General features: G+C 44.9%; 10 protein-coding genes, 2 tRNA genes, 2 rRNA genes and 1 riboswitch. Of the genes, 12 read left to right on the top strand and 2 right to left on the bottom strand.

What is annotated here, in order from left to right; translation table 11 throughout:
• The 12 genes from L1D23_RS18655 to thiH form a co-directional block, all read left to right on the top strand.
• Positions 1-100: ribosomal RNA gene (locus L1D23_RS18655) — 23S ribosomal RNA — on the top strand; the annotation flags it as partial.
• Positions 101-186: 86 nt separating this feature from the next.
• A 5S ribosomal RNA gene (gene rrf, locus L1D23_RS18650) occupies positions 187-302 on the top strand.
• Between the two features lie 31 nt (positions 303-333).
• Positions 334-410: transfer RNA gene (locus L1D23_RS18645), tRNA-Asp, on the top strand.
• A 171-nt stretch (positions 411-581) separates the two neighbouring features.
• Positions 582-658, top strand: a tRNA-Trp gene (locus L1D23_RS18640).
• A 238-nt stretch (positions 659-896) separates the two neighbouring features.
• Positions 897-2,279: a multicopper oxidase family protein gene (locus L1D23_RS18635; protein ID WP_239870204.1), complete on the top strand. Its 1,383-nt coding sequence runs from the start codon at positions 897-899 to the stop codon at positions 2,277-2,279.
• A 110-nt stretch (positions 2,280-2,389) separates the two neighbouring features.
• On the top strand, positions 2,390-2,773 hold the full coding sequence (crcB, locus tag L1D23_RS18630; RefSeq protein WP_239870201.1) for a fluoride efflux transporter CrcB: 384 nt from the start codon (positions 2,390-2,392) through the stop codon (positions 2,771-2,773).
• 69 nt (positions 2,774-2,842) lie between these two features.
• A riboswitch (TPP riboswitch) is annotated at positions 2,843-2,941 on the top strand.
• Positions 2,942-3,079: 138 nt separating this feature from the next.
• Positions 3,080-5,020 (top strand): phosphomethylpyrimidine synthase ThiC, encoded by a 1,941-nt coding sequence (gene thiC, locus L1D23_RS18625; protein ID WP_239870198.1) that lies wholly within the window; start codon positions 3,080-3,082, stop codon positions 5,018-5,020.
• A gap of 2 nt (positions 5,021-5,022) precedes the next feature.
• Positions 5,023-6,252, top strand: a complete 1,230-nt coding sequence (locus L1D23_RS18620) for a thiamine phosphate synthase (protein WP_239870195.1) — start codon at positions 5,023-5,025, stop codon at positions 6,250-6,252.
• Positions 6,246-7,007 carry a HesA/MoeB/ThiF family protein gene (locus L1D23_RS18615; RefSeq protein ID WP_239870177.1) on the top strand — a complete coding sequence of 254 codons (762 nt, stop codon included), beginning with the start codon at positions 6,246-6,248 and terminating at the stop codon, positions 7,005-7,007. The genes L1D23_RS18620 and L1D23_RS18615 overlap by 7 nt, the downstream gene beginning before the upstream one ends.
• A gap of 32 nt (positions 7,008-7,039) precedes the next feature.
• Entirely contained in the window at positions 7,040-7,249 is a 210-nt protein-coding gene (gene thiS, locus L1D23_RS18610) for a sulfur carrier protein ThiS (RefSeq protein WP_239870219.1), read from the top strand.
• Between the two features lie 5 nt (positions 7,250-7,254).
• Positions 7,255-8,022 carry a thiazole synthase gene (locus L1D23_RS18605; RefSeq protein WP_239870174.1) on the top strand — a complete coding sequence of 256 codons (768 nt, stop codon included), beginning with the start codon at positions 7,255-7,257 and terminating at the stop codon, positions 8,020-8,022.
• A 17-nt stretch (positions 8,023-8,039) separates the two neighbouring features.
• The gene (thiH, locus tag L1D23_RS18600; protein WP_239870171.1) at positions 8,040-9,152 is read left to right on the top strand and encodes a 2-iminoacetate synthase ThiH; all 1,113 of its coding nucleotides are present in this window, start codon (positions 8,040-8,042) and stop codon (positions 9,150-9,152) included.
• Positions 9,153-9,249: 97 nt separating this feature from the next.
• On the opposite strand, the gene L1D23_RS18595 is transcribed toward thiH, so the two are convergent.
• A complete protein-coding gene (locus tag L1D23_RS18595; RefSeq protein WP_239870168.1) occupies positions 9,250-11,037 on the bottom strand; it encodes an aminopeptidase P family protein in 1,788 nt (595 codons plus the stop codon).
• Positions 11,038-11,126: 89 nt separating this feature from the next.
• Positions 11,127-12,068: a LysR family transcriptional regulator gene (locus L1D23_RS18590; RefSeq protein WP_239870149.1), complete on the bottom strand. Its 942-nt coding sequence runs from the start codon at positions 12,066-12,068 to the stop codon at positions 11,127-11,129.
• Positions 12,069-12,101 lie beyond the last annotated feature (33 nt).

Here is a 12,101-nt window from a genome sequence, read left to right as displayed (position 1 = left end):
CCTAAAGGGTTGTTCGAGACTAGAACGTTGATAGGCAGGGTGTGTAAGCGTTGTGAGGCGTTGAGCTAACCTGTACTAATTGCCCGTGAGGCTTAACCATACAACACCCAAAGGGTTTTGATGGACTCAAAGTAGAACATTGAATGTGTTGAGAACACAATAACAGCTTTCCGAATTAAGAATTTGCTTGGCGACCATAGCGTTGTGGACCCACCTGATTCCATGCCGAACTCAGAAGTGAAACGCAATAGCGCCGATGGTAGTGTGGGGCTTCCCCATGTGAGAGTAGGACATCGCCAGGCTTTACATTTAGACTTAGAGTCTAACCAGTGCGGAGCGGTAGTTCAGTTGGTTAGAATACCGGCCTGTCACGCCGGGGGTCGCGGGTTCGAGTCCCGTCCGCTCCGCCACTTATTTCGAAGCCTCGCTTATAGCGAGGTTTTTTCGAATCTAAAATCTGAAAAGATTCTACAGTGGTGTCGCTCTAATTCGAAAGAATAAAGAGCAGTGGATTCCCCAGATACCTTGTGATAGGGCGTGTTGGGAGTTCTAATCCATTCGAACCTGATTGTAGAGAATTTAGGGGTGTAGCTCCAATTGGCAGAGCAGCGGATTCCAAATCCGCGTGTTGGGAGTTCGAATCTCTCCACCCCTGCCATATTTAAGGCTCTAGTCGAAAGACTAGAGCCTTTTTCATTCCAACTATGAATGTCTAATCTGTAGAGTCGTAACTCGCCCGAGATAACTCAATAGTCAAAGACATGGGCTATTATTTTTCTTTCTTATCTGTCATTTATCCAGTGATATTAAGTGGCATTAAAAATTACTTTTCTATTGAGTATTATTCTTAATTGTTTGTTACATTTTGCTAATGAATCAATAAAAGTTATCAGAATATGGAAATCTCTCGTCGTCGCTTCTTGCAATCCTCACTCGCTATTTCTGCGCTTAGTGTACTTCCTGCTTGTTCAATGAACCGGTCTACTGATCCGCAAGGGCGTTATGTCTACGATATTACGGCTGAACCTGCGACTGCAGAATTGGTGCCTGATTATCAAACCCAAGTGCTTGGATTCAATGGGCAGATTCCTGCGCCTACGATCCGCTGCCGTCAAGGTGAGCCAGTTACCATAAGATTCACTAACAAACTATCAGAGCCGACTACCATCCATTGGCATGGACTGAGAATTCCTATTGAGATGGATGGCGTCCCATTCCTTAGCCAGCCACCTATCATGCCAGGTGAGACATTCAGCTATGAATTTACACCACCTGATGCCGGCACATTCTGGTATCACCCGCATATGAACAGTGTGAAGCAACTTGGAATGGGATTGGTAGGATTGATCATTGTTGAAGAGAGCCAGCCTGTTATCTTTGATGAAGAGCATGAATTGATGCTTAAGCACTGGCACCTAGACAAGCAAGGCCAGTGGAAAGACTTAATGATCCCGCGTATGAGTGCACGAATGGGCACTCCAGGGGAGTGGAGTAGTGTGAACGGTATACATGAGCCGATTTACCAACTGAAGGCCAGAGCGACCACACGGTTGCGAATAGCAAATGTCGACAATACTATTACTTACCCGATTGCAGTGGAAGGTGCTGAGGCATGGGTCATCGCTATCGATGGTAACCCGGTAAAAACGCCCTATAAGCTATCTCAGCATAAAATTGGCCCAGGAATGAGGGTTGATATAGGTCTTATTGCTCCTCAAGCTGGTGAGCGTGTCTATGTTCGTCAAATGAAGGGACGTTTCCCATTCCCTCTGTGTGAATTCGAAGTTGTTAAATCTTCTTTGCCTGAGTCTCAACCATTGCCCAAGTTACCATTGAATCCAGTGCCTCAGCTTGATTTGGCTAATGCTGAGGAAATTGACTTTGTTTTTGAGTGGGAGGGCGCGGTTACCCCAACGAGTAAAGATGGTAAAGCTATGCCCAAATTCTGGTTAACCAATAAACGGTCATGGGAAGGTATGAGCAAAAATAATATTCCAGCACCTTTGGCAACACTTGAATTGGGGAAGACTTATATTTTTGACTTAAAGAACGTCACCCAGTATCACCACCCGATCCATATCCATGGTCATACATTCACAGTTCTAGAAATGGACGGTAAAAAGATTGCAGAACCGTTCCATACCGATACCGTACTGCTAGGTAAAAACGGTAGAGCCAAAGCGGCGTTTGTTGCAGATAATCCAGGGCGCTGGATGTATCACTGCCATGTGATTGAACACATGAAAACCGGATTAATGGGTTACATTGAAGTAAAGTGACTCCTGTAACTTTTTAAATCTCAGAATTAATTTGAGATAATGTGTTGCGATTTTGATTCGAAAATAGCCTTATTCCAGATACAATATGGCAGAATTTGACAGGAGGAACCATGGGACAACTTTCTATACTTGGATTTATCGCATTAGGTGGTGCCTTTGGCGCATGCTCGCGATACTTGGTTTCAGAATTGTGTGTTGTTTTACTTGGGCGTGGTTTTCCCTATGGTACGTTGACGGTCAACGTAGTGGGCTCATTTATTATGGGCTTGCTGATCGCGGCATTTGAAAATGAAATGTTGGCCACCGAACCTTGGCGACAAATCGTTGGCTTAGGCTTTCTTGGGGCTCTGACGACCTTTTCGACTTTTTCCATGGATAATGTATTACTCATGCAGCAAGGTGCATTTTTTAAGATGGGTCTCAACGTACTATTAAACGTTATACTTAGTATCTCAGCGGCTTGGATTGGCTTTCAAATACTGATTAAGAGCTAATTTTGGGGTAAAGTTTCGCTAATATTCTTCTACACGGCTTGGTTTCACCAGGCCGTTTTTATATACTGATTTTACTTGTCGGAGTGCCATAAGGCTGAGACCGTTAATTCGGGATCCGTTGAACCTGATCAGATTAGTATCTGCGAAGGGAACAGGAGAAGAGATCACTGTATTTTCGCACCTGTGATCTATCTACATTCAAGTAATACATTTCTTTATTACTTTGATACCTCTTGTCGCATCTATCCGCCAAGCATTTTTATCCAAAATCTTTTTATCTAGAATAACAAAGCAAGGAAAAATGCTATGTCGAGTCGCAAGCAAGCGAGACTGGAAGCAAAACAGTTTATTGATTCTCTCTCGGTACAACCGTACCCCAATTCACGCAAGGTATACGTACAAGGTTCACGCCCAGATATTCGTGTGCCTATGCGCGAAATCACTCTAGCTGATAGCCTTATTGGTGGCACAAAAGAAGAGCCGATTTTCGAGCCTAATGAACCTATCAGGGTTTATGACACTTCAGGAGTCTATACCGATCCTACTCATACCATAGACCTGTACAGTGGTTTACCTAAGCTGAGAGAGAAGTGGATAGAAGAGCGCAATGATACAGAAGTGCTCGATGATGTGAGTTCAATGTACACCAAGCAACGGCTGGAAGATGAAACGCTCGATGAGCTTCGTTATGGCAACCTGCCACGCAACCGTCGTGCTAAAGGTGGCCAATGTGTTACTCAGCTGCATTATGCACGTAAAGGCATTATTACACCTGAAATGGAGTATATTGCGTTACGTGAAAATATGGGCCGTGCAAAGTATCGAGATCAGGTTCTGAATCAGCAGCACCCAGGCCAAAGCTTTGGGGCTAATCTTCCAGACGAAATCAGCGCTGAATTCGTACGCAGAGAGGTCGCTGAAGGTCGCGCTATTATCCCTTCAAACATCAATCACCCAGAATCTGAGCCTATGATCATTGGCCGTAACTTTCTAGTGAAGGTAAACGCCAACATTGGTAACTCCTCTGTGACCTCCTCAATTGAGGAAGAAGTTGAAAAGCTGGTTTGGTCGACACGTTGGGGGGGCGATACAGTGATGGATCTGTCTACTGGTCGCAATATTCACGAAACTCGCGAATGGATTTTGCGTAATAGCCCAGTTCCAATTGGTACAGTACCTATGTACCAAGCATTAGAGAAAGTGAACGGCATTGCCGAAAATCTCAATTGGGAGGTAATGCGTGACACTTTAATTGAACAAGCCGAGCAGGGCGTTGATTACTTTACTATCCACGCAGGTTTACTCCTTCGCTATGTCCCTATGACAGCCAAGCGCGTTACAGGCATTGTCTCACGCGGTGGCTCTATCATTGCTAAATGGTGTTTGGCTCATCATCAAGAAAGCTTCCTCTATACCAATTTCCGCGAGATCTGTGAAATCTGTGCTAAGTATGACGTGGCACTATCGCTTGGTGATGGTTTACGTCCTGGATCAATTGCAGATGCCAATGATGAAGCCCAGTTTGCAGAATTACGCACGCTTGGAGAACTTACAAAGATCGCATGGGAGTATGATGTTCAGGTGATCATTGAAGGCCCAGGGCATGTGCCAATGCATATGATTAAAGAGAACATGGAAGAGCAGCTAGAGCATTGTCATGAAGCGCCTTTCTATACGCTCGGCCCTCTCACGACAGACATTGCTCCCGGCTACGACCATATTACGTCTGGTATAGGTGCTGCAATGATTGGTTGGTATGGCTGTGCAATGCTGTGTTATGTGACTCCAAAAGAACATCTAGGTTTGCCTAACAAAGAAGATGTAAAGACAGGACTGATCACTTATAAACTTGCCGCTCACGCTGCCGATTTAGCGAAAGGGCATCCAGGTGCTCAGATTCGTGATAATGCCTTATCTAAGGCTCGATTTGAATTTCGTTGGGAAGATCAGTTCAACCTTGCGCTTGACCCTGATACTGCCCGTGCATTCCATGATGAAACCTTGCCGCAGGAGTCGGGTAAAGTTGCCCATTTCTGCTCTATGTGTGGCCCGAAATTCTGCTCAATGAAGATCTCTCAGGAAGTTCGAGAATACGCAAAAGATATTGATCAAGTAGCGGCGGACCAAGCCATCTCAATCAAATTGCTTGATGACCCATTGGAAGGCATGCGTCAAAAGTCTAAAGAGTTTAGAGAGACTGGCTCTGAGCTTTATCACCCTGCAGTAACTTCGATCACGGAGGGATAACGGTGAAGATCCTTATTCCAGCTATGATGGATACACTCCATCATGAGGTGGGGTTGTGCCTGCGGCTGGCCAAGAAGCAAGGGTTTGAAATCGATAAGTTTGAGTTGGGCATTAGCCCTGCTCAAACTATTCAGATCACTCAAGGCGAAAGCACGATTGCTCTTGGGGCTGATTTAATCAGTTCTTCTCCGGTTGGTGATTTAGATTACTACCTCATTTACTACTCACAACTGTCTCTTACAGAGTATGTGCCTTCCAAGTTTCCAGTGCACGTTTATCTCAATATTGCAGAGAAAGAACAATCAATAGATATTTGGGCTAATTTGCATGGCCATGGTAGCAATGCGCTGGCAAGCACGGATCATATTTCCGATACCGAAGAAATACGTCACTTATCTTGGGTTATTGTTCTACTTTCATTGCAATTCACGATTGAAGATGCATTGACCCTTTCTCGGGCAATGATAAATGTTTCACGTGAAACATGGCCCGAATGTATCGAAGATTTTCCTATTCCGCTTATTGAGGATATTAGCCCCGGTATTCAAACTGATAGTGTGACTAAAAGGAAGCAACTCTTATTTCCTACTGTGTGTAAATCTGCGATGGCGTTATATCCGGTAGTTAATAGCGCGGATTGGGTCGAGAAACTCTTGAAGATGGGGGTTAAGACGGTACAACTACGTATTAAGGACTCACAACAACTCGATTTAGAGCAACAGATTGTTCGATCAATCGAGCTAGGCCGCCAGTATGATGCACAAGTGTTTATCAATGATCACTGGCAGTTAGCAATAGAGCATCAAGCCTTCGGTGTCCATCTAGGACAAGAAGACTTAGAGAAGCTTGACCTTGAAGTGTTAGCAGAAGCCAATATCTGCTTAGGTCTGTCTACACATGGTTATTTTGAGTTGCTACGAGTTGCACAGTTCAATCCAAGCTATTTAGCTTTGGGTCACATCTTTCCAACAAAAACCAAGCAATTGATGTCCAGCCCACAAGGCTTGGTCCGCTTAGCCCTATATCAGAAATTGGTTAACTCTATGTCCGCTAATGGAACCGCTGTGATACCAACCGTTGCGATCGGAGGGATTAACACTGCAAACGCCAAATCAGTGTGGGACTGTGGTGTGACAAGTTTGGCACTGGTTAGTGCCATTACCAACGCGCCTTCATGTGAGCATGCCGTCCAATTCTTCAGAGGGCTAACGGAGGAGTCCTCAACGTGCTAACAGACCAAGAGTTTTTACGTTATCACAGACAGGTGTCATTACCTGAGATTGGTGAAGATGGTCAATACAAATTGAATCGAGCCCATGCCCTAGTCATTGGCTGTGGTGGCTTGGGAAGTGCGGCAGGATTATATCTAGCAGCGGCTGGTGTTGGAAAAATAGTGCTTGTTGATGATGACAAGGTAGATAGTACTAATTTGCAACGTCAGATCGTTTATCGAGAGGCTAACCTCGGTGAGGAAAAGACGAAGGCAATACGAGACCAGTTGAGTGCCCTAAACTCGGGCATCAGCTTGCGCACGATCTCTCAACGGCTTTCAGAGTCTCAACTCGCTTTAGAAGTTATGCTGGCCGATGTTGTTTTAGATTGTACGGACAATCTTGAAACGCGCCAATTAGTCAATTCAGTGTGCTTCAAACAGAGCAAGCCACTTATCTCTGCTGCAGCCGTTGGCTGGCAAGGCCAGTTTGCTGTATTTGATTATTCGCAAAAAGAGCGCAGCAATATGGGGTGCTATCGCTGTCTTTATCATTTTGATGAACTAAACCAACCTAAAAAGTGCAGCGATAGTGGCGTTGTTGGTCCTGTTGTAGGCACATTGGGAAACTATCAAGCACTGGCTGCGATACAAAGGCTGGCAATGGGAAGGTTCAGTTTTCTTCCGAGTCAACTCCATCTATTCAACGGATTAACTCTTGAATGGCAAGTGATGACTATTGCCCGTGATAAACATTGCGCTGTTTGCAGAGGTTAAGCGCTATAACAGATTAATAAAGAAGCGAAATGATGAGTGAGATACAAATCATAGTAAATGAACGGCCTCATAATGTGAGTGCGGGGTCGGACTTAGAGAGCATTATTAAGCAATTTTCACTGCCTGAAATCGGCTGTGTGTTTGCTATTAACAATACGGTTGTGCCTCGTAGTGAGTGGTGCACAACATGTCTGAGTGAAGGAGATACCATTTCACTTTTTCAGGCCATCGCCGGGGGATAATAGCCATGCTTAAGATCGCAGACAAAGAGTTTAGTTCAAGATTGTTTACGGGTACAGGAAAGTTTGCCAGCAAGTATCTAATGGAAAACGCAATAAAGGCGTCTGGTTCTCAATTAGCTACAATGGCACTTAAGCGAGTAGATGTGAATGATCACCAAGATGATATCCTACAGCCTTTGCTCCAATCAGGAGTGAATTTATTGCCTAATACTTCGGGGGCAAAAAATGCGAAAGATGCAGTTTTCGCAGCGCATTTAGCCAGAGAGGCGCTAGAAACGAACTGGTTAAAGCTCGAAATTCATCCTGATCCAAAATATCTAATGCCAGATCCCATTGAAACATTATTAGCAGCCGAGCAACTGGTGAAAGACGGATTTACGGTTTTGCCATATTGCCATGCGGACCCAGTTCTGTGTAAGAGGTTGGAAGAGGTAGGGTGTGCAGCCGTGATGCCTTTAGGAGCTCCAATTGGCTCAAATAAGGGCATAGCATCGCATGACTTTCTTGAGATCATTATTGACCAAGCTAATGTGCCGGTTGTAGTGGATGCGGGAATTGGCGCGCCTTCACATGCAGCAAGAGCAATGGAAATGGGAGCGGATGCCGTACTTGTAAACACAGCAATAGCAGCGGCCTATGATCCAATATCAATGGCAACGGCATTTAAGATGGCCGTTGAGTCTGGCCGATTGGCCTATGAAGCTGGCTTGGCTGGGCAAGTCTCTCATGCTGTTGCATCGAGCCCTTTGACGTCATTCCTTGATGATCTCTAATATGAGTAGGTGTGAGAATGACTTTTACAGACCAATTTAACAGGCTAAATTGGGATGACATTTCGATGTCGATATATGCCAAAACCGCGCAAGACGTTGAGCGAGCATTGGCTAAGCCCAAGCGTGATCTAGAAGACTTTAAGGCACTAATTTCACCTGCTGCAGAGCCTTACATAGAAGCAATGGCCCAGCAGTCTTATGCTTTAACTAGACAGCGCTTTGGCAATACGCTTTCGCTATATATTCCTCTTTACTTGTCGAATCTGTGTGCTAATGCTTGTACTTATTGCGGTTTTTCAATGGAAAATCGCATCAAACGTCGAACCCTGAATCAAGAAGAAGTCAGAGCTGAAATGAATGCCATTAAACAGATGAAGTTTGATAGCATATTATTAGTGACAGGTGAGCATGAAACTAAAGTGGGGATGAAGTACTTCCGTGAGATGTTGCCCATCATCAAACAGAAATTTAACTACTTAGCGATGGAAGTGCAGCCGCTTGAACAAGACCAGTACGCAGAACTCAAATCATTAGGTCTGGATGCTGTCATGGTGTATCAGGAAACTTATCACCCTTCGACGTATGCGGAACATCATCTGCGAGGCAACAAAACGGATTTTGAATATCGCTTAGAAACTCCGGATCGGTTAGCAAAAGCTGGCATAGACAAAATAGGTATTGGCGCATTGATCGGCTTGGAGGAGTGGAGAACTGACTGCTTCTATGTTGCTGCTCACCTTGATTATTTAGAGCGTAAATACTGGCAAACGCGTTATTCAATTTCGTTTCCAAGATTAAGACCATGCGCGGGGGCATTGCAACCTAAATCGGAGATGAGTGACAAGCAGTTAGTGCAATTGATTTGCGCATATCGATTACTCAATCCTGAAGTAGAACTCTCTCTATCGACACGTGAATCAGCACACTTCAGAGATAATGTTTTGCCACTGGGTATTACGTCAATGTCTGCAGCATCAAAAACACAACCTGGTGGCTACGCATCAGAAGAAACTGAGTTGGAGCAGTTCGAGATCAGTGATGAGAGAAGTGCAAGCTCGGTTGAAGCGATGATTCGCGCCAGAGGTTTTGATCCAGTATGGAGGGATTGGCACTCAGTCTATTCCGGCTGAAGTGCTTAAAGTGTTTCACGTGGAACATTAGTGATACGCTTAAACCTAAAGCTCTCCATTGGAGAGCTTTAGTTCAAGAATCGATTGCTAATAGTAATCAGTAGTGAAGTGGTTGGGTTGCTTTTTCTAACCACACCTTTACATCCCCTTCGACTAAGGGGCTAATATCATGCCAAACTTTTTGGTGGTAATCATTTAACCATGCCAGCTCTGGCTTAGTTAGCATATTAACATCAATATTTCTTGTATCGATCGGACAACGAGTTAGAGACTCGAACGAAAGAACTGGAAAGTCACCATTGGTTTCAGTCTCAACCACTAGCTCTAGGTTTTCAATACGAATTCCAAAGGCATCAGCGCGGTAATAGCCCGGCTCGTTTGAAAGCACCATACCTTCGACTAAAGGAACATCAATCTGTCGCTTCGATATACTAGCAGGGCCTTCATGAACATTTAGGAAGTGGCCAACACCATGGCCTGTGCCGTGGTCATAATCATAGCCTTCTGCCCACAAATGCTGGCGTGCTAATGTGTCAATCTGATAACCACGTGTGCCTTTCGGGAAACGGGCACGAGCAACACCAATATGGCCTTTTAGAGCAAGCGTGAATTGCTTAATCATTTCGTCACTTGGTTGACCAATAGCAATAGTACGCGTGATATCCGTTGTACCATCTAAATACTGACCGCCAGAGTCGACTAGATAAAGTGTATTGAGTTCTAGCTTACCAGGTTCAGGTTGATTCTCATGATTATAGTGGCACATGGCCGCATTACTACCCGCAGCAGAAATGGTGTCGAAACTCAGATCCATTAGAGTTGGGTCTTGCTTGCGGAAAGACTCTAATTTATCGGAGAGCGTTGCTTCATCATGCAAGTTGCCTTCAGCTACTTGTGCATCTAACCAACACAAGAACTTACTCATCGCAACGCCGTCTCGAATATGACAGGCTTTCATACCTGCAACTTCAGTCTCATTCTTCGCAGCTTTAGGCATCAAGCAAGGATCTGCCGCACCAACTACATGAGCGCCGCTGTTTTGCAGAATTAATTTGAACCATGCATTACTGGTCGTTGGGTCGAGCAATACTTTCTTGCCCGCCAATGATTCAAGTCGTGCTTGGAGTGTCTCTGGATGATGAACACTAACTCCTTGTCCGACATGCTGTTCAAAGCCGTTAGGCAGGCGAGCTGGGTCAAGGAAGTATTCCAGTGTTGAATCTGCATGTAAGATCACATGTGATAAAAGAACTGGTAATCGAGAAACATCTAAACCGCGTACGTTGAGTAGCCAGCAAACGGAATCTAGTGCTGTGATCACGGCACTATCAGCGCCTGATTGCGCGACCAATTGACTGATCTCCTGACGCTTAGATTGGCAAGATTGACCAACCGCTTCCGTAGGCATTAAACGAACGTCTGAAACCACAGGTTGCGGACGGTCATGCCACAGCTCGTCAATAGGATTGCTGGAGAGTACTTTGAGCTGCATTACATCTGTAAGCTTTGCCTGCGCCATGGATAGCCAAGCTGAGTTGTGCATTCGCGGATCTATCGCCACAACTTGCCCCGGGGAAAGCTGGTCTTTAACCCAATCTAAAGCTGGTTCTTCAATTAAATGGCGATACTCAAATAAGTCTGCAGGGACTTCTTTGGTCACTTGAACCGTATAACGACCATCAACAAACATCGCTGCTTTGCTCTGAGTGATAACCGCGGCACCGGCTGAACCAGTGAAACCGGTTAACCAATGCAGACGTTCATTATGAGCGGGTACATATTCGCCTAAGTATTCATCTTCATGGGGTATTAGCAACGCATCAATATCGTGCTGAACCAGCCATTCGCGAATGGCTGCCAAACGTTGTTCAGTAGTGGTAAGCATCTATTAATCCTTCATCATTTATTCACGCGTCCTTTCTATAAAGCGGACGATGTGGCAATAAGCTACTCCTTTTACCATCAGCCTGCAAATCATCTCAATGCGGTCGTTTTTTCTCTGATTATTCTACGTAACCAAGACAAAGCAGGGTCATTTTCTCGGTCTCTATGCCAGAACAAGGTATAGGCCATTGGCGGAAACTCTAAAGGCAGTGGTAAGACGGTCAGGCCCAGTTGTTTAGACGATAGCTTCACAAAGTGACTTGGGGCGGTAAAGATAAAGTCCGTATAGGAACAAAGGCTGGCTGCACTGTTAAAGTCAGGTACTGTGATGGCAATATCCCGTTCTTTACCAATGTCTGCCAAGCGATAATCCAGTAGCCAGCGATCATTACCATCACAACGAACCTGGACATGGCGTTGTTCGAGGTAAGCTTCTAGGTTCCAGTGGCCAGAGAGAATTGGATGATTATGGCGCAATAAGCACATCTGGTTATCTCTGTATATTTCCTGCTCGCAAATGTTGTTAGGTGGAAGCATAGTGAGTTTTGCATCGTTAATATCTATGTCTTTACCTGTTATACCGAGATCAATGTCGCCGCGTTGGATCTGACGAAAGGTTTGATCGGCCCATGAATGGGTACTGATGGTCACTCCTGGTGCCCGCTTAAAAATTTCTGGTAGAAAATGAGGAAGAATTAATGGGTAAACACTTTCCACGGCGGCAATCTGAAACTTATGGTCACTCGAGTCTGGCGAGAATTGTTCAGGCTGAGTAATTTGTTCTAGGTGATGGATCAAGCTATCCAGTTTTGGTTTGAGGAACAGTGTTTTTGGGGTTGGTTTTAAGCCATGAGCGTGGCGAACAAACAGAGGATCGTCGAATTGATTACGCAGTTTTGCGAGGTTCTTACTCACAGCCGACTGACTGAGGCATAGGCGATGTGAAGCGCGAGTCACGTTTAACTCTTCTGAGAGTACTTTCAAGCATACAAGAAGGTTAAGGTCGAGGCGGGCAAGTTTTTCTATGTTCATGTGAAATTCCTATATGGAATATCTTTAATGATT

Source organism: Vibrio sp. Isolate24 (genome assembly GCF_022398215.1).
GTDB classification, from domain to species: Bacteria; Pseudomonadota; Gammaproteobacteria; order Enterobacterales; family Vibrionaceae; genus Vibrio; species Vibrio coralliilyticus_A.
Note: the sequence above shows the minus strand (reverse complement) of the source record. Positions and strands in the feature narration are given on the sequence as shown.

What these genes read in the sequence shown, in the direction of transcription:
- L1D23_RS18635 (WP_239870204.1), top strand. Translation starts at nt 897, where the DNA reads ATGGAAATCTCTCGTCGTCGCTTCTTGCAATCCTCACTCGCTATTTCT.
- crcB (WP_239870201.1), top strand. Translation starts at nt 2,390, where the DNA reads ATGGGACAACTTTCTATACTTGGATTTATCGCATTAGGTGGTGCCTTT.
- thiC (WP_239870198.1), top strand. Translation starts at nt 3,080, where the DNA reads ATGTCGAGTCGCAAGCAAGCGAGACTGGAAGCAAAACAGTTTATTGAT.
- thiS (WP_239870219.1), top strand. Translation starts at nt 7,040, where the DNA reads ATGAGTGAGATACAAATCATAGTAAATGAACGGCCTCATAATGTGAGT.
- L1D23_RS18605 (WP_239870174.1), top strand. Translation starts at nt 7,255, where the DNA reads ATGCTTAAGATCGCAGACAAAGAGTTTAGTTCAAGATTGTTTACGGGT.
- thiH (WP_239870171.1), top strand. Translation starts at nt 8,040, where the DNA reads ATGACTTTTACAGACCAATTTAACAGGCTAAATTGGGATGACATTTCG.
- L1D23_RS18595 (WP_239870168.1), bottom strand. Translation starts at nt 11,037, where the DNA reads ATGCTTACCACTACTGAACAACGTTTGGCAGCCATTCGCGAATGGCTG.
- L1D23_RS18590 (WP_239870149.1), bottom strand. Translation starts at nt 12,068, where the DNA reads ATGAACATAGAAAAACTTGCCCGCCTCGACCTTAACCTTCTTGTATGC.